Source organism: Vibrio sp. YT-15, assembly GCF_033337445.1.
In the GTDB taxonomy this organism is placed as follows: domain Bacteria; phylum Pseudomonadota; class Gammaproteobacteria; order Enterobacterales; family Vibrionaceae; genus Vibrio; species Vibrio alginolyticus.
The window spans coordinates 61,703-84,844 of the sequence record NZ_JAWOQR010000008.1 but is presented as its reverse complement, the minus strand read 5'-3'; the positions used below and the strand labels follow the sequence as shown (position 1 = coordinate 84,844).

The following is a 23,142-nucleotide window of genomic DNA, read 5'->3' as shown; positions in this document are numbered from 1 at the left end:
TGAGCCACTTCGCACCGCCCACCTTTTCGGCGTTCTAGGCCAAAGGCGAACCGCTCAACATAACACTCACCCATAATACGCACTTTAGAGTTAGAAGATTAGCATTGGTGAAGTCAGTTTAGTTACACCGTATTTGGCTGTTGCTGCTTTGCAAGCCTCATCAGCTGTCTTGTATGGACCGTGAACTTCGATTTCACCACAGCGACAACTTGATAATAACCAGTCATCAACTTTAAAACCGTGTGGCTGATTAAGTTCCTTCATTGTATCTTGGGTTACGTTCAACACTGTACACGTTGGTTCTGCATCTTGCTCATTCAACATGAGTCAACATGGACACGCATTTGCTTAACCCAAACGTGTAAGTACTACATTAGTTTTATAGGAACAAGGAATCTAATAGATGTAAACTCTCTACTTTTCAATCTATACCTAGATCTTTCTTCATATGTTCACTCAACTCGTTAGTGGTTCTTACATTAATCTTATGTTTGCAATGATGGATTCTCAGCTCTTCACCAAATAATTTTACTAGTGATTTGGTATACAAAGTACTAATATTATTTATTATTCTATACAATGTATCTTTCTGATAAACAGATCTTTTCGAATTTTGTATTGCAGTCTTCATATTTTAATATCCTTACACGTTTAACTTTATAATTTAAAAAATTAATTTCAACTTTTATTATTACTTTTTCCGATATGTAATGAGTCATTATCAATGATGCACAATCAACAATTAAATCACCCGAATCCAACTTAGTAATTTCACGAGACAAATTCTTTATTTTCTATATTTAATCCGATTGAGTTAATTTCTTCAGGATATCGGTTTAACTTAATATCCAATATAGTTTTATTAAGATAGTAGTCTGCCATTATTTCATGGCGGCTTTTAAATATCATTGTCCCCCTCCGATGATGCAAGTTATACTTTCCCACCAGTTAAAAGACAACGTGACTCAGAGTTGCAAAAAGGTAACAATCATGGAATTGATGAACAATGAGCTGATCTGCTTTGCAGCCATTTGTAAACACCTCTCTCTTACAGAGGCATCAAAAGAACTTGGAAAGTCTAAAGCTCAAGTCAGCAGGCAGCTAGCAGCATTAGAAAAACAACTTGGTGTAACACTCGTCCACAGGACAACAAGGAAACTCGTTTTAACTGATCATGGCGAAAGCATTAGAGAGCTTGCTATCAAGACGTTAGAGAGTTTGCACGAGTTAAATTACAGAGCTAGCTCGTTGAGTGAATGCATTGATGGAAAGTTTAAAATCACAATGCCCAACTCTATAGCCTCTTCTATTGTTGGTTCTGTTCTTAAAGACTTACAAGAACGATATCCAAAAGTTGATTTTGAAATATCGTCAAGTAACAATGTAGAAAATTTATTAGAAAGCAATGTAGATTTAGCGATTAGGCTTAATAATGTTATTGATGACACTCTTATTGCACATAAAATTGGTGATTATAGTGATGTTTTGATATCTAGGGTAAGTAATGCCAACAACAAAACACTATTAATCTACAAACATCATTCGAATAAGGAATCAATTAAAAATCAATATACTGATGTTATCGAAGTTGATAACACCTCTATTTTAATAAACTTTGTTTCTGAGGGAGTTGGGGTTGGTGTCATTCCAAACTATCTTATTAAAAGTAACTATATAGACAAAAACATCCGAATATCGCAAACTTTTGATATAGAACGTTCCATGTATATTGCCTACCCTTATTAAAACCCTTTGCCAAGAAAGCTAGCTGAGATATCTACTTTTATTAGGTCTGAGTTATCACAAGTATTGAAGAGTGAGTCATTTTAGGGCGGTTGTTCAGATTTAGAATTTTGCGTTGTCTACTCAACTAGGCCTAACGCTAATCTTTGTAACATATTGTTTCAGCGGTATTTATTAACACCCCATCTTTATGCTTGCTATCACAATGTGAGATGCTCTGCCGTCTTGTTATCAAGGTTTTGCGTGGAATAAATCACGTGGGGTAAACGATAGATTGACTTACATTAAAATTTTCATCAAAAGCAACTTTATATAAAATTGATTTCATACCAATCTATGTGTATCTTCTACCCATATCCCCACAATAACCAAGGAGAATGCCATGGATAAGCTACTCGCGTCTGCATTAGAAATTAAGCAGCGAACTATGGTGACTGGCTTTTTTGCTAGAAATGGATTCAAAATCGCTATGACCGATTTTGATGATGTCACTTTTGAGCGAGAAGGCGTGCAAGTTAACGTACATTTTGATCTGCAGTCAAACGCGGAGTCTGCATCTGTTTTATCTCATGAGGCATCAATCATTCCTGGCTAAAAACTTTTATTATCACCGATACACCAAGCCGAACATAAAAGTTCGGCTTTTTAGTGACAAAAAATGATGAGTGCGAACAAGAGTTGTCGATCACTCGTCTAAATAGACGATTAATAAATCAGCTTCAACTTCGTTCACAACCTTTGGTATCGATGAAAAAAAGCGACTCAATAAGTAGTGATGATGACCACAGACAACTAAATCTATCCCCTCTTTTTTGACGATTCCCGATAGTTTTATATGAAGATCGCCGATTACTACCATGGTCTCGTTTACTGGGTATAAGCATTTATCAGCGAGCTCTTGCAGCCTTCTTTCCAATTCTTGCTCTTCCTTAGCTTCCATGACTATGCGATCAACATCTACGTAAACAAATGAGAGTTTGCTGCTTGAGTTATCTGCTTGCATTATTGCTTTTTCGATAACGGCTTGGCTAGATTTAGATAAGTCGACAGCAACCAAAACATGCTTGTAACCCATCATTCCTCCCTTGGTTAGTTTTTGTTCTCATATTAAGTCTAGTCCACATAGAGCGAACACAACATCAAAACTACTGCTAATCATCCAAAGATCAACGATGTTTTTCCAATTTCTTCTCTAATTATCGGACTATTTAACAGGAAGGACGTCAGGAAACGTTACGTTGTAATAGGCGTTACTGCTCTTGATTTCTACTACTCTTGAGGTTTCATATTACCCACTTCAACGTCGCCTAGTTTAGTAAAACTACTTTAGGTTAAGCGTGTTCAATATGTAACGCTCCGCTCAAATCCAGGAGACGTATTTCGGCTAAAAAAGCAGCTCAATAAGATGAACTTCGATTCATCTATTATATATGTCTGCGAGTGCTTACTGTTCTTATATCGCTTATTTAATAAGTCTAGTTTAATTACCGCTATAAGTTACGGTGTATCTTTTTTCTTTTTTTCAGCATAATCCTCTGCCTGGGAACGAAGCCCTCTCGTACTTTGTAATTAAATTACCAGATCAATCACTACCAATATGGTTGACAGATTAAATGACCGAGGTAAATAATTGATATTATTGAGTTTAATTTGTTAGTTCTTTAAAAATGCCTAATTACCTGTACTGCGAAAAATAAGGTTAACTAGATTAAGTAAAATTTTACTAACTCGCTATTTAGTCTTAAAGGCAATTGAACAAGATTAAAATCATATAGGTATAGTAAATTTTAGTTACAGCGTAACCAGGGTGGTGTTTGGGAGTGTAAAGGAATAGAAAATAGAAAGGCAAAAAACAGGGCGTATGCCCTGTCCATGAATTGATTAGTTTTGTTGCTGTTGTTTTTCTGCGTACTCAGAACGAATCCGTTCGGCAACAATTTTGATAGCTTCTGCAGTACTTGTGCCCTTCGCCATCAATTCTTGAATTCTCTCTACAGCTTGTTGTTGCTCTTGGTGAGATAGAGGGGGTAAATCGTCAAACATAAAAAGCTCCTCATTTTGAGGAGCTGACTATAACGATTCAATTAATAGGTAGCAAGGAAATTAATGGATGCACCCATAGCGTTCTCGTTTGTGTACTGAGCTGCGATATCCAATTCGAACAACTTAAGTGGGGACAACCCGATACCAGCAGTAATGGTTCCTTCGTCATTACTTCGAGCTAAGTTCTTCATATACCCTGCTCGTAATGCCATTTGACGCAAAATATCAAACTCAATACCAGCTCGAATCATTTGCGTATTATCATCAAAGGATGAAAAACGTTTTTCTTCGTTAAGATCGTAGTCAACACTCATCGTAAAGTAATCGGCAACAATCCCTGCCCCAACGGTGTATACAGGACGCATGCTATATTCGTATGATTTTATCGTATCGCTGCCATATTGGAATGATTTTGTTTTAACGTCTCTTCCGATCAAATTTTTCGCTGAAATACCGAGACGATATGGGCCAAAGAACCAAAGTGCGCCTGCGTCTAAGTTAAACATCGTTTCCGCGGTCTCATTTTCACGTAAGTCTTTAGTATCAAAATTCTGAAAACTCGTGGCGTATGAGTATGTGTATATACGCTGAAGTTTAGGAGTAACACCAAAAGAAAGGTGTTGGTTCATGAAATTAGTGTATTTAGCAAGTGAAATACCAGCTTCAGCCACGCCAATAGAAACACCTTGTACATAGCTATCATCTAATGGATTAGTACCTGAGGTATCAACATTTGGTTGTACGAATGATTCAGTGTATAGCTTACCGTATGCAGTTGCAGATAAGAATTTGTTGGGGATACCAATGGCAACGACACCACCAAGATCAAAGTCTGTCTTTTTCCCATCGATAGCATCCATCGATTTTTTGATTTCATCGACGTCTGTCAATTTGCTGATGCGTTCGATCTCATCAACTAGATCATATTGATCATCGTAGCTGCCACCAAAACTTGGCACGATCATGCCTGCATCGTCATTTCGGCGATAAATCGCAGTAAGAGCGGGGTTGAAAAAAGGCGCAGTTAGATAAGTTGCTGATACGGTACCAACGCCACCCATTGCATCACTACGAGCCTCTATCGCATAAGTAGCAGCAGAAGCAGCATTAGCGAAAAGAATAGTAGCAACAGAAGTGGCAAGAATTTTATATTTGTTTTTCATACTACACTTGTGATTTTAGTTCGTCCTGAACCTTTATCGGCACAAGTAGTATTTCTTTAACTATTCTTCCTGGGAAAGATCATAGGTTCGGCTAATAGTTTGAGCCTGCTCAACAATTATATCGCCCTGCCAACGGCGACTATTGATACTTACCGCCAATACGTATCTATCGTTTGGGACACCCGCTAGCTCCAATGAATTTGGATAGTTAGACTCATAAGTCTTTTTCCACATTTGCTCGTACTGGCCATCAATGTAGTCATACAAACCAACTTCAAGTTGCGGTAATGGACAATGGGGATTACGAAGTGCGCTCTTTTCTACTTTCCAATTCTCTTTAGATGTCCAACGAACATATTGAGAAGAGTTTGAATCTCCAAGTATTACCCAAGTTCGATACTCTTGTTTATCAGTAGAAACAACGGTTAAGTGATATAAACCAGCTTCAAGCTTGCCTGTTAAGTTATAGCGTTTCGAGTAACTACGCTCGTTGGCAAGTTCTGTCCCGTTCGGCTGTTGTTCATAGCTGAATGAACTGTCCGCGGATATAGAATCATCCACCCATCGATTAAATGAAATATTTTCGATGTCAGTTGTAGCTCTTAGCTTGATCACCAATCTAAATGTATCTCGCCCAGGGCTTTGAATAGTCTGACGAATAACGTTCACACCACTTATCCAATCAGGCAGCGTTACACCAGTGAGAGCCTTGCCACAGTTTTTGGATAGTGACTGACCAAGAAGATCATTAAGGTGAGGAGTCAAATCTTTACTTGGTTCCGTTTGCCAGAGTTCAACAAGAGAGTTGAACATACCCGCAAGATCATCTTCAAGTAAGTGTTGATGTGCCTGTGTTAAAGGCGTGTTAGTTTGAAACCAGTCCATCGCATGGACTGGTTTCACTAACGCTAATGAGACAACTACAGGGATTAGTATTTTCATTACGACTTATGCTTTCATCTTGTAGCCAACACCACGAAGTGTTTCAATTTCCAGTCCTGGCAGTTTTTGACGAAGCTGTAGTACATGTGTATCAACCGTACGTGTTGTCGGGAAGTGATTGTAACCCCAAACGTGGTCAAGTAGCTCATCACGAGTAAACACGCGACCTAAGTTTGATGCCAAAAATAGCAGCAAATCAAACTCTGTTCGAGTAAGCGTAATTAGCTCGTCTTTATAAGTCACTTCACGAGTCGAGCGGTCAATCTCTAAGTCTTTTGTAATCACTTTATCAGCGTTGCTTTGTTCTGCTGAATCCGGTGCTCGTAGCTGTGCACGGATTCTCGCAAAAAGCTCCGCCTCAGCAAAAGGCTTTGTTAAGTAGTCGTTCGCGCCGGAATCAAGGCCTGCAACTTTATCTTTTACGGTAACAAGTGCCGTTAACAAGATAACTGGTACGTCTTTAATCTGTTTCCATTCTGGGAGACATTGTACAGAGTCACCATCTGGGAGTTGGCGATCGAGAATTACCAAGTCAGCTTTTTTCCATTGTGGCTCTACGTCTGCAATACGCTCCACATGTAAACACTCATATCCTGCTTGTTCCAGGCTTACTAACAGGCCGTCAGCCAAGTTTTTATCGTCCTCAACGAGAAGCAGTGTCTGTTTCACAAGGTATCTCCAATATAAAAGTTGTAGGTGGTCCCATTAAGGACATTTTTCCGCCCATGCGGCCTACCATAGATTCAACGATTGTTAATCCAAGTCCTAACCCGCTCTTACTTACGAACGGTTTCTTCAAATTTGCCCAATCTTTAGCCGTTAGGCCTCCTGCATCTCGGACTTGGAATACTATTTTTTCTTCACTAGTTGAGACATCCAATTCAACCGGTGCGACACCGTACTTAAGCGCATTACGAAGCAAGTTATCGATACAAGTTCCTAACCAGTACACATTAACTTTAGCAGCCACATCTTCATTGATGTTAAAAAGCACGGCACTATCAAATTCTTCTTCGATCTTAAATTCTAACCAATCTGCAACGGATGGTACCCAGTCTGTTGCAAGCATTTGGTTATCAGATTGCAAATAATCTTTACTCGCTTCTGCCAATTGACGCAGGCGGCGCGTATCTTCACACAATCTGCGGAATTCGTCATACACACTTTCAGGCAAATGCTCGAACTCTCGACGAAAGCCTTCAACCGTTAGTGACAGAGATGCAATCGGTGTTCTGAGCTCATGCGTTAAAATTTGCAACACGAGCATTCTACTACGTAGTTCTTCTCGCTTGCTATTCCAACGGTACACCGCCCAACCAATCACCAAAAGAATATTGGCGATTACCAGTATGATCATACTGATCCGCAAAACTTGCGAGTGATCTTCTACATCCCAACAAATATTGCCTCGTTTAACAAAGCAACTTTTGCTTTGAGAGGCTAGAGCGTATGACAGACCCGCATTCGCTACGTTCTCTTGCCAGATATCTTTCTCGAAAACAAAGTAACGGTCACCACGTCTTAGCCAAAGTTCGTTACCTTCAATAAACATGCTCGCGCCTGCAATCAAAGCATTAATGGCGTCGTCATCCATGTTTTTCAAGCTTTCTAGCAACTCATCCCCTTCCTCGTTATCACGCTCTTTTATATGCATGTACTGAGATAGTTTGGGTTTGAGTTCTGGATACTTATCCACATAACGTGCCGCGTACGTCCCACCACCAGGGTGAATGAGACCACTACGCGAGAACCAACGAGGTGTCAGCTGCGTCCCTTTACAAATCGCTCTTGTAAATACTAAAGGCTCAGTAATTAAAGGACTTAATGGTAATTTGCCACGACAAGTATTCGCCAAGCTGTAAAGCTGTTGGATATCTTTTAACGGATAGTCAGACGTTTGCGGCAGAAGCGAATCTGGCGCAAGTAACTTGGTAGGATAATTTGATTGCAGAATACGAATATCGTACGACTTAAGAGCTACTTCATAGTTAAATAGCTCTGTAAACGTATCTATTCTTTCTGGTAGTGAATCGGAAAATGCAGGTGCCGAAAAAAGCGGCAATACAGTTGCAAAACCGAGCAAAAACTTTTTAATCAAACTGTTACCGTCACTTGTTACATTAGCCAAAACTATACATCAATCTACAAGCAATTGACATCTGCTAACAGAAGGATTTGCATTACTATAACATTGAAACGGAACAAAAAAGGGCCAGCGATTGCTGACCCTGTATAGTTTTAAATCAAGAATGGTTAAAGTGCTTTAAAAATAGACTCAACACTTTCTTTCGCATCACCAAATAGCATTGATGTATTTTCTTTGAAGAACAGTGGGTTCTGTACTCCTGCGTAACCAGTATTCATTGAGCGCTTGAATACCACTACGTTTTTCGCGTTCCATACCTCCAATACGGGCATACCAGCGATTGGGCTGTTCGGATCTTCCAGTGCGGCTGGGTTGACCGTATCGTTAGCACCGATAACCAATACGGTATCGGTTTCTGCAAAGTCATCATTGATTTCATCCATTTCAAGAACGATATCATACGGTACTTTTGCTTCAGCGAGTAACACATTCATATGCCCCGGTAGACGACCCGCTACTGGGTGAATCCCAAAGCGAACTTCAATACCTTGTGAACGAAGTACATCAGTAATTTCATGAACAGGGTATTGTGCCTGAGCTACTGCCATGCCATATCCTGGAGTGATGATTACTGATTTTGAGTTCTTCAACATCTCTGCAACTTCTTCAGCCGTTGTTTCACGATATTCGCCCTGCTCTTCGTCACCTGAAATCACTATCTCTTGACCAAAACCACCGGCAATAACACTGATAAACGAACGGTTCATTGCTTTACACATGATGTAAGAAAGAATCGCACCTGATGAACCTACCAAAGCACCTGTTACAATCAATAGATCATTTGCTAGCATGAAACCTGCTGCCGCTGCTGCCCAACCTGAGTATGAGTTCAACATAGAGACAACAACTGGCATATCAGCACCACCAATTGAAGCGACTAAATGGTAGCCGAATGCGAACGCAATCAAAGTCATCACAATAAGAGCGAACATGCTGCCATCTGCTTTTACGAAGTAGATCATAAGAAGCGTAGAGATAACAACCGCTGCGAGATTCATTTTGTGCTTATGAGGTAGGTTAAGTGGCGACGAAGAAATCACACCACGCAGCTTACCAAATGCGACAATTGAACCGGTGAAAGTTACGGCACCGATGAACACACCCAAGAATACTTCTACAAGGTGGATAACATGCTCAGCATGTGTTGCTGCTTCTGGCGCATCTAGGTAACTGTTGTAGCCAACTAAAACCGCAGCTAAACCTACAAAGCTGTGTAGAATCGCAACCAGTTCTGGCATCTCGGTCATTTCTACTTTCTTCGCATAGAAAATACCGATCGCACCACCTATCGCCATCGCGATAATGATCCAACCAAAACCTTGCGCATCTGGGCTAAAGATCGTCGCTATTAGCGCGATCGTCATACCAGCGATACCGTAGTAGTTACCATTACGAGCAGACTCTTGCTTTGAAAGCCCCGCCAAACTCATGATGAAAAATAATGCAGCAACAATGTAAGCTGCTTGTACTAATCCTGCAGACATTGTGACTCCTATTTATCTTTGCGGAACATTTCAAGCATACGCTTGGTGACGGTGAAACCACCGAAGATATTGATACTCGCGATCAATACGGCAATAAAAGATAGGAATGAAACGACGCCATTACCTTGTCCAATTTGCAGTAATGCACCAACGACAATAATGCCAGAGATAGCATTCGTTACTGACATTAGTGGAGTATGAAGTGCATGGGTAACATTCCATACTACGTAGTATCCGACAACACACGCTAGAACAAATACAGTAAAGTGAGAAAGAAACGCTGCCGGAGCAACCGATGCAACCCATGCAAAGGCTCCAACAGCCGCTGCCACACCAATAATTTTCTTCGTTGGAGACGTAGGTTCTTCTACTTTAGGCTCTGGCTTCACAGGCTGTTCTTGTTTCACTTGCGGCTGAGCTGAAACCTGAATTGGTGGCGCTGGCCAAGTAACTTCACCTTCTTTCACCACGGTAACGCCTCGGATAACAACATCTTCAAAATCAATATTGATGTTGCCATCTTTCTCTTTACACAGCAGTTTTAGAAGGTTAACAAGGTTTGTCGCGTAAAGCTGAGAAGATTGTGTTGGCAAACGACCAACCATGTCAGTGTAACCAACAATTTTTACGCCGTTATCCGTCATGATAACTTGGTCTTTCACTGTATATTCACAGTTACCGCCATTAGCAGCTGCCAAGTCGACAATTACACTGCCCGCTTTCATGCTGTCGACCATTTCTTTGGTGATCAACTTCGGCGCAGGTTTACCAGGGATGAGCGCGGTCGTAATAATGATATCAACATCTTTAGCTTGCTCTGCGTATAACTCTGCCGCTTTTTTGTTGAAGTCATCAGACATTTCTTTTGCGTAGCCATCCCCAGAGCCTGACTCTTCTTGAAAGTCAACGGTCAGGAACTCAGCGCCCATCGATTCAACTTGCTCTTTTACTTCTGGGCGGACGTCAAACGCACGGACAATGGCACCTAAGCTACCTGCAGCACCGATAGCCGCCAAGCCAGCGACGCCAGCACCCGCAACCAATACTTTCGCTGGAGGTACTTTACCGGCAGCCGTAATTTGACCTGTAAAGAAACGACCAAACTCATGAGCTGCCTCAACCACTGCACGATAACCCGCGATATTAGCCATCGAAGATAGCGCGTCTAAGGCTTGTGCACGTGAGATACGAGGAACGGAATCCATGGCAAGAACGTTAATGTTCTTACTTGAAAGTTGTTCCATCAACTCAGCATTTTGAGCCGGCCAAATAAAGCTAACCAGTGTTGCTCCATCTTGCAGTAACGCAATTTCGTCAATGCCTTGCTCATCATCCACAATTGGCGCATTAACTTTTAAAATAAGGCCAGATGCCCAAACTTCTTCACTAGAAACGATTTTCGCACCAGCTGCTTCATAAGCGGCATCATCGAAACTCGCTAGCACCCCCGCTTGGGATTCAATCGCGACATCGAATCCCAATTTTATTAACTGCTCAACCGACTTCGGCGATGCAGCCACTCGCGATTCACCTGCGAGTATCTCTTTAGGTACACCGATTTGCAAAACGCATACTCCTTGTATACATATCAATAAATTAGTCCCAAAACAGAGCGTCGCTCTACTCTAATTCTTTTTTATTTCTATCTGTTTACCACGCAAGACAATTGCAAACGAAAGATGATGTTTGGGGACACCCATTTGCACAAAACACCTTGACTAACAGCCCTGTTATTATTCTGTTTGTATCGAACGCGTCTCATTACTTCAAGTGTTTTGTAATTTAAATACTAAATTTTATTACATATAACGCTAAGTAATGAATGATTGTCGCTCTGTGCACGAAAAATAACAACGCAACACCGTACTAGACTGAGGTCTAACCAGGTAACGATTAAATACTGACTTAACAGAGATTTAAGCGTTAAAAAGAAAGAGCCACTAGCATATACACTAATGGCTCTTTTTAAGATGACTGGAATCAAATTGCAGTAAATTGCTAGTCGAAGATTTTATCGCCCATTTGATCAATAAACATTTGAGATTTCTTCAACATAAGGTCATTGGCATCTTGCTCTGAGCCAAGCAAATCGGAGCGAATAAACCGATGTGTTTTCACTTCATCATCGTCATGCTTTTCTATTCGACCAGCGATGCGATATTGTCCGCCCTCTGAAAGGCTCTCTGGGTAAATAAGGAAACCTTTATATTCAACTGGTTCGATATTTTTGGCTTCAACCGTTTTCTCACTACCACCAAACAAACGCGAAAAAAATCCCACGATTCCTCCTTGGGTCAGCTCACTAGTCAACTGAGCGACTCTTACTTAATATTAACGTTAAGGATCGGTTTTTCATACCAATCCAACTCTTTGTCATCATCATAACTAGTATGGGAAAAAATTACAGGCACATCATACTCTCGGTTCTTACGCCTGTCTTCTTTCACCATTTCTGCGGCGTTTTTCACCGCTATATCCGCGCTTTGCTTAAACTGGCTTAATTTTTGTTCAGGAAGTGAAGACAAAAAATCAATATCATGACGGATATAGACAGGCTTGAGCTGGATAAGCGCAAGGCAAGCAATATCGGCTAACTGTTCGTTGTCATACTGTTCTAAAAATTCGGGCAAACTGAGAACCTGGCCTACTAATGTTTCCATGTAGTTGTGCACATCTGAGCTTATCTGCATCTGTAAATCTCCTTTTTCCTATGAAATGAGTATAGCAACGACTTGTTTATAACAACTTATTGATTGCTCTTAATTTAATCAATCTCTCTCTTTTTGCGGTAATGTCTTCCAAAATACTTGGGAAAAGGAACAAATAGACGTATTCTTGCTAGTTCTCAAAGTTCGAAATTCAATAACGGATAAATATCCATATTGATAAAACGATTTACCTAACCAATTATATAGTCAACTATTTTCAGGCAGTTTGTAATAGATGTCCTCATCGTCAATGACTTCATCAGGCTTCAGATTCTCATTCCCTTTTTTGCTACTGGGCATAGTGAGTTCGGGCATGGACAGCATTATTCAGATGACTCAGGCAAACTGGGGCATTGCCGCAAACTTGCCGTACATACTATTAGGTTGTGCGCTACTCCTTTGTTATTCATTTAAGCAAGGCAGAGAGTCCATGGTGTGCTTGGCAATGTTGCTAGCCTACTTCGTGATACAGCACCGCCTACAAGTCCCGCTTCAAAGTGGTACCGCTTTACTTGAGCTAACCATTTTAGCCACGTTACTTCCTGTCTCGTTTCTTACGGTATTTTTGTTTAGTAAAGAAGGTTTTGACTCTAGAGCCATGTTGACTTACATCTTGATGTTAGCAATGTTCGTTCTTTGGTCTTATCTAACGCTAGCATATTACGTTGAAGGAGGGTTTGAACAATGGACAAGCGGTATTTTATTTATTGTACCTACGGTCTCTAAACTGCCTTTAATTCTTGTTTTATATTGCGTGGGTATTGTCTGTTTTCTTGGAATCCTTGTTTTAAAGAAGAATGAAATTATCCATGCGATGACCTACTCTGCCATGGTATTGGCGTCTGCGACGTTCATTTTCTTTGATGTGCAGTACATATCAAGCACCATGTTTACGCTAACAGGGCTGCTTATCATTATTTATGCCGCTTCCGCTAGCCATCAACTGGCTTTCACCGATAGCCTAACGCTGATTCCGAGCAGACGTGCACTTGATCTCGATCTAAAACACATGGGTAAGAAGTTCACGATCGCAATGCTTGATGTTGACCATTTTAAAAAGTTTAACGACACCTACGGTCACGATACTGGTGATGACGTTCTAAAAATGGTCGCTTCGCGCCTCACTAAAACCCCAGGCGGCGCAAAAGTTTATCGATTTGGCGGAGAAGAATTTACCATCGTTTTTAAAGGCAAATACGCTGACGAATGTAAGAACTTTTTGGAAGAAGCTCGCAAATCGATTGCAGAATACGAGATGATATTACGCGATGAAGAATCTCGCCCTGAGAACCATAAACAAGGACAAAAACGTCGTGGTAGCAACAGTTCGAAAAGAAAGTCGGTTTTTGTTACCGCAAGTTTCGGAGTTGCTGATAGCCGGAATGGGCAAGCTCCTCTGGACGTTATTAAATCAGCGGACGAAGCACTTTACAAAGCGAAAAAGGCCGGACGTAACTGCATAAAGCTTCGTTAGACCCTCACCAATCGTGAAAGTTAACAAGCTTGTCTGGGTTTAAAACAAAACCGAACTTCCCCATCAGCATAATAACTGCACTCATCGTTGCCACTATCCCGATGTCATCTATCTAATCAAAGGTATAAGGTATACGCCCGATTGCGACATTCCGTTCGCACTGTTTGCCTATCTTACTTTGAGTTAGCTTTAAAATAACCACCAAAAGTGACAACGCAACAAAAAGAATGGCATTCATAAGATTTTGTTTTTAAAAAGAATTAACTACAGTATGTGTGTTTCTTCCCAAAGACTTCGATGTATATAGTGCTTTATCAACGGTTGCATACAAGTCTGATTGCACTTCTTTCCCTGTCGGTTGAAAAACAAAAACACCCTGTGACACTGTCACTCTATTTGACACACTAGAATACTCATGTGGGTAATCGAGAAAATACATAGCCTCTTGTATACGCTCGGCTTCTCTTTCTGCTGTTTGAGTGTCGGTACACCCTAGCAACACGACAAACTCTTCTCCACCATATCGACCTACATATTCCCCAGAGCGACAAAAAGTAGCCTTGAGTTGATTCGCAATCGCTTGCAAGCAACGGTCGCCCTCAATATGACCGTAATTATCATTAAACGGTTTAAAAAAATCGACGTCCAATAGAATCAAAGCCATTGGCATATTGTGACGACCATGCCATGCAACCATCGATTCCAACTTATGGTCGATATAACGGCGGTTATAGAGTTTGGTTAGGCCATCTTCATTCGCTTGCTGAGTCAAAAGTTGATTAACCTGCTCCAATTGAGCTGTCGCTTGCTTAAGCTCTCGTCTCATATGAGCAATACGCTGCATTGCGATAAGTTTAGAGTTCAGTACCAGTTTATCTACCGGCTTAATTAAATAGTCATCACCGCCCGCATCTATGGCTTTAGCAATCATTTCTGGCTCTTCGTGACTACTCAAGAAAATAATTGGGATCCAATCCGGAAACGTTTCTCTTATATGAAGAGAGACTTCAAAACCGTTCATATCTGGCATTGATATATCGAGTAACACCAGTTCCGGATCAAAGCTCTCATAGGTATTTAACGCCTCTAGTCCACTACCTACGGCTTTTACAATATGTCCAAGTTGCTTTAGACGAATAGCCAACTGCATCCTGTCTAGCTGAACATCGTCAACCAGAAGGATTCGCATCGATGTCCCTGTCGGTTGCATAACGCGTTCCATTTTTAATTATGTCTTTATTAAACATATACCATACTCATAGAGTTGTTGCATTCGACTCATAATTAAGTGCTATATTTTTGTTTGAATATCACGGAATCCATTGCATAAAGCAGTTAGACTGAACGTTACCCTATCTAATCATGGCCTGTGAGCAGAAGTTCAACAAACTCATTCACTTTGGTCATCTTGCGGACTAATGGGTATAGCTATTTGATGCATTTGGTATTAATATTCCCGCCTTTTTGTAATGAGAGACACACCATGTCAGAAGCAACTAACAGCGAAAGCAAAAAAATCGATCTAGCCAGCATTTCTCCAGAGCTACGTAAAGTTATCGAATTTGACGAAGTTCCAGAGCAAATGTTCGAAATGGTTACCTCTATCCATGAAGTGTCTGAAGAAGCGGTACGTGAATCATGGGACGAAATGCCAGCAAGTGCACAGAACATTCTAGACAACTTTGAACAGTTTCATGCTCTAGTTTCTGTAGGCCAAGCATTCGCTGGTATTAATGTTATGGAAGAGTTCCCTACTCTTAATCTGCCAGAAAACATGACAGATGAAGATAAAGAAGAATACCGTGCTCAACTACTTGATAATGTGCTTCACAACTGCGTGAAAGACATGGTTAAGCAACTGAAGAAAGCACGTCGTGACCCACTTCTTAAGCGTGAGTTCAAAGAAGTATTCGCGAAGTAATTCCGGCATTCTTCTAGTAAAAAAGGCCGCACTTTGCGGCCTTTTTTGATCATGAAGCGTAAATCAGTCTAAACGGTTAATGAGGCGCTAGTGCCATATCTTTTTGTGTCACACTGACACCTTTAATTTGTGCAAAAACACGGCTACCAACTTTTAGGTTGAGATCGTCAAGGGCCCACGGTGTGATCGTTGCCCACAAATAACATTTCTCGTCTAGCTTGAGTGATATATTAATACTCTGTTTGTCATCGGCTGCGTTAAACACTTCGATGGAATCGACAATAGCAGGCAGAATATTTCGAATCGACGTCGCCTTGGGCTGCTCGAGCGTGATAGAAACGTCATTGGCACGCACTTGCAAGCGTATTGGCGTGTCTGGTGTTCCGTCAATCTTTTGCACCCACAGGAATACATTAGGTGCAAGGTTGATACAAGTCAGTGCATAACGTTCATGATGTTCAGCAATCCGGCCTTCAAATAAGCTGCTTTGATCTGAGAAAGATTGCCATGGACGCATAGCATGAGAAGCCCACACTTCCTCAAGCTTACCTGAACTCGAAATTTTACCTTGGTCAATAATTGCAAGGTGCTGAGCAAGCCTTAAAATTTCCTGGAGACTGTGTGTGACATAGATAATAGGGATATTTACCTTCTCCGACAACTCCTCGAGAAAAGGCATTACCTCACGCTTTCTTGGCATATCGAGTGAGGCAAGTGGCTCATCCATCAAAAGCAAATTGGGCTTAGATAGCAATGCGCGCGCAATCGCAACACGTTGCTTTTCACCACCAGAAAGTGATACCGGAAAGCGCTTTAGTAACGGTTTGATAGACAAGAGTTCGGTGACTGCATCAAAATACTCGTCATCTTTTTCTTTAACGCCATACAACAAATTGCCTTGAACCGAATAGTGAGGAAACAAACGTGAATCCTGAAACACATAACCAATGCCACGCTTGTGCGTTGGTAGGTTTATTCCCTGTTCACTGTCAAACAAAACATGCTCACCAACCGCAACATACCCTTGCCTTGGAGTGACCAATCCGCTGATGATGTTAATCAACGTCGTTTTACCTGCACCAGATCGTCCAAACAAGGCACTAATTCCGTTACAGGGTAACTTAAGTTTGATGTCGAAGTCAGTCTCACCAAGCATTTGTTTAAATTGGACTTTAATCGTCATTGCTTCGCACCTAATCTACTTGCCGCTTTACGATTTAGCCATTCAGAGATCATTAATGTAGACAAGGCTAACGCGATAGAAATGATACACAGACGAGCCGCCTGCATTTCTGCACCTGGCGTTTCAATAAAGTTGTACATTGCCAGCGGAATCGTTTGGGTTTCATCCGGAATGTTAGAGACGAAACTGATCGTCGCCCCGAATTCGCCAAGACTACGAGCAAATGACAGCATCGTGCCCGTAATAATTCCGGGAATGGTCAGTGGTAACGTGACGGTGAGAAACACTTTTAAAGGAGAAGCGCCTAACGTAGAGGCTGCGTGCTCCAATTTAGGGTCGACGCTATCTAAGCTTAAGCGTACTGAACGAACCATCAAAGGCAAAGCCACGACAATACAAGCGACTACTGCCCCTTTCCAATTAAAGCTAAATACTACCCCTAAGTTTTCATAGAGCCACTTTCCAAGGAACCCTTGTCGTCCTAAAGAAATCAACAATAAATAGCCGATTACCACTGGCGGCAATACCAGTGGTAAATGAATTAAGCTATCGAGAATCGATTTACCAAAGAACGTTTTTCGAGAAAGTAGCCAAGCAAGAAAAACGCCGAGAGGAATCAGCCAAAGTACTGCGTACGCGCCTACTTTGAGGCTTAACATTAAGGCTTGGTATTCCAGTTCTGTCACGCTTCGTTCCTATAATTGAAGGCCGGTTTATTGCTGAAAGCCATATTGAGCAAAAACGCGTGCGGCTTCGTCCGATTTTAGGTACTGGAAGAACTGCTCCGACTCAGTAGAATCATTCACAATTGCAGCCGGGTAAACAATAGCCGCATGCGTATCACTCGCAAATTCGCCGACAATTTTGACTTTATCAGTTAACTGAGCATCGGTTTTGTAGACCACACCTAAAGGCGCTTCTCCACGTTCAACCAACGCCAAAGCTAAGCGCACATTCTTTGCTGGTGCGACGTGAGTTTGAACCGCTTTCCATACACCCAGTGTAGTCAATGACTCTTTCGCGTACATACCAGCAGGTACTGACGTCGGATTGCCTAAAGCAAGACGATTTCCATGCAATGCCTTCTCCCATGCCTTTGCATCAGAAAAGTTAAATGAGGTTAATTCTGAAGACTGAGGAGCAATCAACACTAAGCTATTGCGCACTATATTTGTGACATTGTCACGATAAATAACGTCTTTATCGACCAAATAATCCATCCATTTCGTGTTCGCAGAAATGAATACATCCGCTGGTGCGCCATTGATAATTTGTCGAGCGATAGAAGAAGAACCACCATAAACGGGAGTGATAGAAACGTCATACTTTTCTTCAAAGTTTTGCGCGATCTCGTTAATCGCATTCGTCATAGAAGAGGCTGCATACACTTTTAGGTTCGTTGCTGCGTTTGCTGAAAATGAAATGCTTAATACTACCGTAAGGCAAGCATACTGTTTCCATGCTTTCATAGAGATACTCCAATACAAGGCAAGCGAAAGAACAGGTTATTTAAATATAAAGTTCAATCAGTTAATGGGCTATTTAAACAAAAAATCAAGGCGCACATGTTGTTCTATCGCATCTGCGATGCGATTAATGCCTTGCTCCTTTAACTCTTCAAAGTCTTGTTGTTTGATTTGGGTGCCGTTTACCCATTCTGATACCAGGCTTAAGACATCTGCCTCGTCAAAGAACCCGTGAAGGTAGGTTCCCATGATTTGGCCACACTCGCTGATCGCCCCCTCCGCTTCACCGGAACTGAATGTAAGAGGTTGCAGGCCCCGTACTTCACTTCGCCCTACGTGGATTTCATAACCCTTTACATTGGCTGTTTTGCCGTTAAGAGAAAGCTGTGCTTGTGTGTTTGTAAGCTGTTTGCTGTTAGTTAGCGTCGTAGTGATATCAAGCAAGCCAAGTCCTTCGCTTTGACCTGGTTGGCCTTCGACGCCGTTTGGATCATCAATCAAGTTTCCAAGCATCTGGTAGCCGCCACAGATACCAATCACTTTTCCACCAAGACGAATATGACGCAAGATATCTTTATCCCACCCCTGGCTTCTTAGATAATCCAGATCGTCTCTGACCGATTTGGTCCCAGGCAAAATAACCAGGTCGGCTTTATCTATTTTTTCGCCTTTACCTACATAACGTAGATTGATGTCTGGATTCAATCGCAGCACATCAAAATCAGTATGATTACTAATCCGGGTTAAAACAGGCACAACAACATTCAGTTTTACCTCAGAGTGCAGCTCTTGCTGTGCAGTGATCGCGTCTTCTGCTTCTAAATTCAAACCATGAAGAAAAGGAAGTACACCAAGTACAGGTTTACCTGTTTTTTCTTCTAGCCAATCGAGGCCCGATTGCAATAAACGAATATCACCTCGAAAACGGTTGATAACAAATCCTTTTACTCGCGCTTGTTCAGACTCAGAAAGTAGCGCAAGTGTTCCGTACAAATGTGCAAACACTCCACCACGATCAATATCAGCAACAATGATCACTGGTACATCAGCGGCCTCAGCAAAACCCATGTTTGCAATATCGCCTTCTCGTAAATTGATTTCAGCAGGACTCCCCGCGCCCTCGATAATGATCGAATCAAATTCTTGAGTCAGACGAGAGAAGGAATCTAACACCGTATCCATCGCCACTTTCTTGTAATCATGAAAGCCAGCCGCATCCATATTGGAAATCGCCTTACCCTGCAAAATGATCTGAGCACCTGTATCACTGTTAGGTTTAATTAAAACCGGATTCATATGTACAGTTGGCTCAATATTACACGCCTGTGCCTGAACGGCCTGTGCTCGACCTATTTCACCGCCATCTTTGGTTACCGCACTATTTAGTGCCATGTTTTGTGGCTTAAATGGGGCAACATTTATCCCTTTTCGTGCTAATACACGGCATAAACCTGCCACAAGGACACTTTTTCCGGCATCCGAAGTGGTGCCTTGAACCATTAAAGATGGGATCGCTGATTTCATGAACATTTGTAAGGAATAGAGGAAGATGAACAATCATAACGTCATCGTCCCCACTTACTCAAGCAAATGAATAGAATATGAATGTTGAAATCATCATTGGTTCAAACAAGCCTTGCTTTAATGACCCCATCAAAACAAACTGATGAGGATGTAACATGAAAAAGAATACAATTATCGCAACAATCGCCGCCTTAGCTATTGCTCCTTCTATCGCGTTCGCGAAAGATAACGCTCAAAACCAATCAAACTTGCAGTTTAACGGTCCTGTCACTGTGGAAAAATTGGATACCTTGCTAAACGACTCCAATATGTTTACTGAAAAAGATGTGGTCGTTGAAGGTAACTTATTGCGTCAAGTTCGCGCGGATAAGTTTGTCTTTAGCGATGGTTCCGGTGAAGTGATGGTCGAACTCGATGACGATATTCAGCTAAATACTCCGATTGATCACACGACTAAAGTCCGTCTGTTTGGCGAATTTGAAGGCGGGAACAAACCAGAGATTGAAGTCGAACAACTCGTGGTCATGTAAAACAAACCCCGATTGCTGTGCATATCAACATGATGTAGTGACGATTACAGCTAAATAGTGACGGCAAGCACTTAAAATGATAGCTTTATCAATCTTGGTCTGCTTTTTGCATGCCATTTTTTTGTTCATTTTAATCATCTTGCCCGGAGACACCATGCTAGGTAAAGCTCTAAAGGTTGCAGCCTTTGGTTTGTGTGCTATTTTGCCACTTTCCGCACATGCAAATAATTTCAACTACAACACGATGGAATTTCGCATGGGCACTAGCCCTGGTACATTTGGTGGCGAGTTCAATACCTACTTTACAGAGAATACCCATTTCATTGCTCGCGCAGACAGTGAATTCAGCGGAGACTGGGACATTGCTGGTGGTATAGGCTTTAATGGGCCAGCAGGCCAATTTGCAGATATTTATGGCCAAATGTTGGTACACAACATTAAAGAGAACGGCAGTGATAAAGTGGGCGACGAGTGGCGCACGGAAGTGAATATTGGCACTCGTATTTGGTTTATGCAAAATATTGAGCTACATGGCCGTATCGGCCAAATCATAGATAATGACGATTCGAATACCATTTACAATCTAGGCGCACGATTCCACTCAACTCAGCAACTATCGCTTGGTGCAGATTTTAAAAATAATGGTGTCTATGGCCAGCAAATTGTAATGTCTGCTCGTTTTGCATTTTAGTGGATATGACTACCAGGCATCACAAGCAAGCATATGATTCAATAAAAATAGCCTCCGATTTTGGAGGCCATTTTTTGTTAATCACGAATTATTAGCTTGTAGCAGAAACTAGCTGTAATACATCAGTTTTTAGCGGTTTTTTTAGGTTTATCTTGCACATATTTTTTCGATACATCTACAACGGCGATATCTCTAAAAAAGCTTCGACCAAGCAAAATTGGAAACGTCATATGTCCGCGATCCGCTAACGTAAACTCTGTCTTTTCTTTGTGATCCCCAACGGTAATGTAGGCTTTTACCACCGCTCGTTTATCCACCTCTTCTGACGAAGACTGCTTAACTTTAGCCCAGCGCTCAACGGGTACTTTAAATTCTTTGGTGTCTTTGTCACCTAAATCTATCTTAAATTTAACCCAGTCTTTACCATCACGCTCAAACGGAACAATGTCAGTCGCACTAATTGATGATGTTGTCGCACCTGTATCGACTCTAGCCTTGAAAGTCTGGTCAATTTCAGGAACATAAACCCATTCTTCAGAACCAAGAATTAACATGCCATCGGGTGTTTTTGTGACCTTGACTGGCTTCTTAGGCTTTGGTTCCGGCTTTTTCTCAGGTTTCGCTTCTGGTTTGGGCTCCACCTCTGGCTTTGGATCTACCTCAGGTTTCACTTCTGGCTCGACTTTAACGGGCTCTTCGACCTTTGGCGACTCTGGCTCAACAGGTTCCTGCGTCGTTTGAGTTGACGTACAAGCAATTAAACTGCCGCTCATCATAAGCGGCAGAATCAGTTTCCAGTTTTTCATCCACACTCCAATTAAGCTTGAGATACTTTCTTAATTGCGTCCGCTACGTATGGAATATGAGTTTCGGTAAGTCCGGCAATGTTAATTCGACCATCGCCAACACCATAAATGCCATAATCTTCACGCAGTTGCGCCATTTGGTTTCCACTAAAGCCTAGCACAGTAAACATGCCTTTGTGACCCTCAATGAAATCAAATTGATCTGTATTATGGTTGTTTCTCAACTCGTTACACAAACTTTGACGAAGGCTAACTAAACGATGTTGCATTTCACTCAATTCTTGCTTCCAAACGGAAGTGAGATTTTCATCTTGCAGAATGGTCTTAACTAAAGCTGCACCATGGTCGGGTGGCATCGTGTAAGTAGAGCGAGCTAGAGTGAGGAGTTTACCTTTTGCATTGGTTACATCATGCATGTTCTTACCAACCACAATCGCTGCACCAGTTCGTTCACGGTACAGACCAAAGTTCTTCGAACATGAAGTAGTAATCAACATCTCTTCAACGTTATCTGCCATAAAACGAAGACCTTTTGCGTCTTCTTCTAGGCCATCACCGAAGCCTTGGTAAGCAATGTCCACAAATGGGATGAAACCGTTCTTCTGCGACAATTCTGTAATGGCTTGCCAAGCAGAGAAGTCAATATCTGCACCAGTTGGGTTGTGGCAACAACCATGAAGAAGTACCACATCTGAAGGCCCAGCTTTCGCAAGATCATCCATCATTTTTGCGGTGTCTACTTGTTTCGTTTCCGAAGAGAAATAGTGGTAGAACTTAACTTTAAGGCCTGCTGCTTCCATCACGGGCTTGTGGTTTACGTAGCTTGGGTTGGAAATCCAAACCGTCGTATCTGGCTGTGCGATCTTCATTAGATCACCGAGCATACGCAGCGCACCACTTGCACCTGGCGTTTGAATAGCTGCAACACGATCCATTGCAGACGTTCCCGTCAGCAGCAAATCGATCATGCTTTTATTAAATTCTTCGCAACCCGCAAGACCAACGTAAGACTTGGTTTTTTGAGTTTCAACAACGACATCCTGCGCCATTTGAATGGCTTTCATAATCGGCGTTTCGCCTGCGCTGTTTTTGTATACGCCAATGCCAAGGTCAACCTTGTTTGGACGTTCATCGTTACGGTATGCAACGGATAGAGATAAAATAGGATCTAATACGGGAGTTGGGAGATTAGAAAACATGAAAGTCATAACCCTTTGAAATTCAAGTACCGAACCTCACGTTAACACCATCGCAAAAAATGACGAAATGATTTTTCACTTATTTCATCAATTAGAGAACAAAATTCTGGATTGCGGTG

General features: G+C 41.7%; 23 protein-coding genes and 1 pseudogene. 6 read left to right on the top strand and 18 right to left on the bottom strand.

The features are described from left to right. Nucleotides 1-90: 90 nt before the first annotated feature. Nucleotides 91-324, bottom strand: coding sequence for a hypothetical protein (locus R7D93_RS15880; RefSeq protein WP_017820154.1), 234 nt, complete (start codon nt 322-324; stop codon nt 91-93). A gap of 666 nt (nt 325-990) precedes the next feature. Here R7D93_RS15880 and R7D93_RS15875 point away from each other — a divergent pair. Together R7D93_RS15875 and R7D93_RS15870 are read left to right on the top strand one after the other, a co-directional pair. Next, nucleotides 991-1,830: pseudogene (locus tag R7D93_RS15875) on the top strand (LysR family transcriptional regulator). Between the two features lie 295 nt (nt 1,831-2,125). After that, nucleotides 2,126-2,338, top strand: a complete 213-nt coding sequence (locus R7D93_RS15870; protein ID WP_005376260.1) for a hypothetical protein — start codon at nt 2,126-2,128, stop codon at nt 2,336-2,338. Nucleotides 2,339-2,428: 90 nt separating this feature from the next. On the opposite strand, the gene R7D93_RS15865 is transcribed toward R7D93_RS15870, so the two are convergent. The 10 genes from R7D93_RS15865 to R7D93_RS15820 all read right to left on the bottom strand — a co-directional run bounded on the left by R7D93_RS15865 (nt 2,429) and on the right by R7D93_RS15820 (nt 12,211). Beyond that, nucleotides 2,429-2,818 carry a universal stress protein gene (locus R7D93_RS15865; protein ID WP_053307697.1) on the bottom strand — a complete coding sequence of 130 codons (390 nt, stop codon included), beginning with the start codon at nt 2,816-2,818 and terminating at the stop codon, nt 2,429-2,431. An 806-nt stretch (nt 2,819-3,624) separates the two neighbouring features. Beyond that, nucleotides 3,625-3,786 carry a YoaH family protein gene (locus R7D93_RS15860; protein WP_005376257.1) on the bottom strand — a complete coding sequence of 54 codons (162 nt, stop codon included), beginning with the start codon at nt 3,784-3,786 and terminating at the stop codon, nt 3,625-3,627. Nucleotides 3,787-3,827: 41 nt separating this feature from the next. Beyond that, on the bottom strand, nt 3,828-4,949 hold the full coding sequence (locus R7D93_RS15855; RefSeq protein WP_005388052.1) for a conjugal transfer protein TraF: 1,122 nt from the start codon (nt 4,947-4,949) through the stop codon (nt 3,828-3,830). Nucleotides 4,950-5,009: 60 nt separating this feature from the next. Beyond that, nucleotides 5,010-5,891, bottom strand: coding sequence for a DUF2861 family protein (locus R7D93_RS15850; protein ID WP_225495879.1), 882 nt, complete (start codon nt 5,889-5,891; stop codon nt 5,010-5,012). Nucleotides 5,892-5,897: 6 nt separating this feature from the next. Further along, nucleotides 5,898-6,560, bottom strand: a complete 663-nt coding sequence (vxrB, locus tag R7D93_RS15845) for a response regulator transcription factor VxrB (protein ID WP_005376251.1) — start codon at nt 6,558-6,560, stop codon at nt 5,898-5,900. Continuing rightward, a complete protein-coding gene (gene vxrA, locus R7D93_RS15840) occupies nt 6,535-7,989 on the bottom strand; it encodes a sensor histidine kinase VxrA (protein WP_025767766.1) in 1,455 nt (484 codons plus the stop codon). The genes vxrB and vxrA overlap by 26 nt, the downstream gene beginning before the upstream one ends. Before the next feature lie 155 nt (nt 7,990-8,144). Beyond that, nucleotides 8,145-9,521 (bottom strand): Re/Si-specific NAD(P)(+) transhydrogenase subunit beta, encoded by a 1,377-nt coding sequence (gene pntB, locus R7D93_RS15835; protein WP_005376248.1) that lies wholly within the window; start codon nt 9,519-9,521, stop codon nt 8,145-8,147. An 8-nt stretch (nt 9,522-9,529) separates the two neighbouring features. Continuing rightward, nucleotides 9,530-11,086 carry a Re/Si-specific NAD(P)(+) transhydrogenase subunit alpha gene (locus tag R7D93_RS15830; protein WP_054575447.1) on the bottom strand — a complete coding sequence of 519 codons (1,557 nt, stop codon included), beginning with the start codon at nt 11,084-11,086 and terminating at the stop codon, nt 9,530-9,532. A 433-nt stretch (nt 11,087-11,519) separates the two neighbouring features. Further along, nucleotides 11,520-11,801 (bottom strand): HlyU family transcriptional regulator, encoded by a 282-nt coding sequence (locus R7D93_RS15825; protein WP_115386646.1) that lies wholly within the window; start codon nt 11,799-11,801, stop codon nt 11,520-11,522. A gap of 41 nt (nt 11,802-11,842) precedes the next feature. Continuing rightward, a complete protein-coding gene (locus R7D93_RS15820) occupies nt 11,843-12,211 on the bottom strand; it encodes a late competence development ComFB family protein (RefSeq protein ID WP_005376241.1) in 369 nt (122 codons plus the stop codon). A 253-nt stretch (nt 12,212-12,464) separates the two neighbouring features. Between R7D93_RS15820 and R7D93_RS15815 the strand changes: the two genes are divergently transcribed. After that, the gene (locus R7D93_RS15815) at nt 12,465-13,703 is read left to right on the top strand and encodes a sensor domain-containing diguanylate cyclase (protein WP_065275318.1); all 1,239 of its coding nucleotides are present in this window, start codon (nt 12,465-12,467) and stop codon (nt 13,701-13,703) included. Between the two features lie 250 nt (nt 13,704-13,953). On the opposite strand, the gene R7D93_RS15810 is transcribed toward R7D93_RS15815, so the two are convergent. Beyond that, nucleotides 13,954-14,913, bottom strand: a complete 960-nt coding sequence (locus R7D93_RS15810) for a diguanylate cyclase (protein WP_017634619.1) — start codon at nt 14,911-14,913, stop codon at nt 13,954-13,956. A gap of 273 nt (nt 14,914-15,186) precedes the next feature. Between R7D93_RS15810 and R7D93_RS15805 the strand changes: the two genes are divergently transcribed. Then, entirely contained in the window at nt 15,187-15,624 is a 438-nt protein-coding gene (locus R7D93_RS15805) for a DUF3069 domain-containing protein (protein ID WP_005376232.1), read from the top strand. A 76-nt stretch (nt 15,625-15,700) separates the two neighbouring features. Here the strand turns inward: R7D93_RS15805 and modC are convergent, their stop codons facing one another. From modC to R7D93_RS15785, 4 genes are all read right to left on the bottom strand, one after another. Further along, nucleotides 15,701-16,807 carry a molybdenum ABC transporter ATP-binding protein ModC gene (gene modC, locus R7D93_RS15800; protein ID WP_225495877.1) on the bottom strand — a complete coding sequence of 369 codons (1,107 nt, stop codon included), beginning with the start codon at nt 16,805-16,807 and terminating at the stop codon, nt 15,701-15,703. Next, entirely contained in the window at nt 16,804-17,493 is a 690-nt protein-coding gene (gene modB / locus R7D93_RS15795) for a molybdate ABC transporter permease subunit (RefSeq protein ID WP_225495875.1), read from the bottom strand. The genes modC and modB overlap by 4 nt, the downstream gene beginning before the upstream one ends. Before the next feature lie 27 nt (nt 17,494-17,520). Beyond that, a complete protein-coding gene (modA, locus tag R7D93_RS15790) occupies nt 17,521-18,276 on the bottom strand; it encodes a molybdate ABC transporter substrate-binding protein (RefSeq protein WP_138940295.1) in 756 nt (251 codons plus the stop codon). 69 nt (nt 18,277-18,345) lie between these two features. Beyond that, nucleotides 18,346-19,797 (bottom strand): cobyric acid synthase, encoded by a 1,452-nt coding sequence (locus R7D93_RS15785; RefSeq protein ID WP_213899945.1) that lies wholly within the window; start codon nt 19,795-19,797, stop codon nt 18,346-18,348. A 155-nt stretch (nt 19,798-19,952) separates the two neighbouring features. Here R7D93_RS15785 and R7D93_RS15780 point away from each other — a divergent pair, with 155 nt between their 5' ends. Together R7D93_RS15780 and R7D93_RS15775 are read left to right on the top strand one after the other, a co-directional pair. Beyond that, entirely contained in the window at nt 19,953-20,327 is a 375-nt protein-coding gene (locus R7D93_RS15780) for a YgiW/YdeI family stress tolerance OB fold protein (RefSeq protein WP_225495873.1), read from the top strand. A gap of 154 nt (nt 20,328-20,481) precedes the next feature. Further along, entirely contained in the window at nt 20,482-21,018 is a 537-nt protein-coding gene (locus R7D93_RS15775) for a hypothetical protein (protein ID WP_213899946.1), read from the top strand. Nucleotides 21,019-21,140: 122 nt separating this feature from the next. Here R7D93_RS15775 and R7D93_RS15770 read toward each other — a convergent pair whose 3' ends face one another. Both R7D93_RS15770 and R7D93_RS15765 read right to left on the bottom strand, forming a co-directional pair. Beyond that, complete coding sequence (locus R7D93_RS15770) at nt 21,141-21,824, bottom strand: ATP-dependent zinc protease (protein WP_047101086.1); 684 nt, start codon at nt 21,822-21,824, stop codon at nt 21,141-21,143. Nucleotides 21,825-21,835: 11 nt separating this feature from the next. Then, nucleotides 21,836-23,023, bottom strand: coding sequence for an aromatic amino acid transaminase (locus tag R7D93_RS15765; protein WP_053307702.1), 1,188 nt, complete (start codon nt 23,021-23,023; stop codon nt 21,836-21,838). Between the last annotated feature and the right edge of the window lie 119 nt (nt 23,024-23,142).

Coding starts and splice junctions, on each gene's coding strand:
- R7D93_RS15880 (WP_017820154.1), bottom strand. CDS start 324: ATGTTGAATGAGCAAGATGCAGAACCAACGTGTACAGTGTTGAACGTA.
- R7D93_RS15870 (WP_005376260.1), top strand. CDS start 2,126: ATGGATAAGCTACTCGCGTCTGCATTAGAAATTAAGCAGCGAACTATG.
- R7D93_RS15865 (WP_053307697.1), bottom strand. CDS start 2,818: ATGGGTTACAAGCATGTTTTGGTTGCTGTCGACTTATCTAAATCTAGC.
- R7D93_RS15860 (WP_005376257.1), bottom strand. CDS start 3,786: ATGTTTGACGATTTACCCCCTCTATCTCACCAAGAGCAACAACAAGCT.
- R7D93_RS15855 (WP_005388052.1), bottom strand. CDS start 4,949: ATGAAAAACAAATATAAAATTCTTGCCACTTCTGTTGCTACTATTCTT.
- R7D93_RS15850 (WP_225495879.1), bottom strand. CDS start 5,891: ATGAAAATACTAATCCCTGTAGTTGTCTCATTAGCGTTAGTGAAACCA.
- pntB (WP_005376248.1), bottom strand. CDS start 9,521: ATGTCTGCAGGATTAGTACAAGCAGCTTACATTGTTGCTGCATTATTT.
- R7D93_RS15820 (WP_005376241.1), bottom strand. CDS start 12,211: ATGCAGATAAGCTCAGATGTGCACAACTACATGGAAACATTAGTAGGC.
- R7D93_RS15815 (WP_065275318.1), top strand. CDS start 12,465: ATGTCCTCATCGTCAATGACTTCATCAGGCTTCAGATTCTCATTCCCT.
- R7D93_RS15810 (WP_017634619.1), bottom strand. CDS start 14,913: ATGCAACCGACAGGGACATCGATGCGAATCCTTCTGGTTGACGATGTT.
- R7D93_RS15805 (WP_005376232.1), top strand. CDS start 15,187: ATGTCAGAAGCAACTAACAGCGAAAGCAAAAAAATCGATCTAGCCAGC.
- modC (WP_225495877.1), bottom strand. CDS start 16,807: ATGACGATTAAAGTCCAATTTAAACAAATGCTTGGTGAGACTGACTTC.
- modA (WP_138940295.1), bottom strand. CDS start 18,276: ATGAAAGCATGGAAACAGTATGCTTGCCTTACGGTAGTATTAAGCATT.
- R7D93_RS15785 (WP_213899945.1), bottom strand. CDS start 19,797: ATGAAATCAGCGATCCCATCTTTAATGGTTCAAGGCACCACTTCGGAT.
- R7D93_RS15780 (WP_225495873.1), top strand. CDS start 19,953: ATGAAAAAGAATACAATTATCGCAACAATCGCCGCCTTAGCTATTGCT.
- R7D93_RS15775 (WP_213899946.1), top strand. CDS start 20,482: ATGCTAGGTAAAGCTCTAAAGGTTGCAGCCTTTGGTTTGTGTGCTATT.
- R7D93_RS15770 (WP_047101086.1), bottom strand. CDS start 21,824: ATGAAAAACTGGAAACTGATTCTGCCGCTTATGATGAGCGGCAGTTTA.
- R7D93_RS15765 (WP_053307702.1), bottom strand. CDS start 23,023: ATGTTTTCTAATCTCCCAACTCCCGTATTAGATCCTATTTTATCTCTA.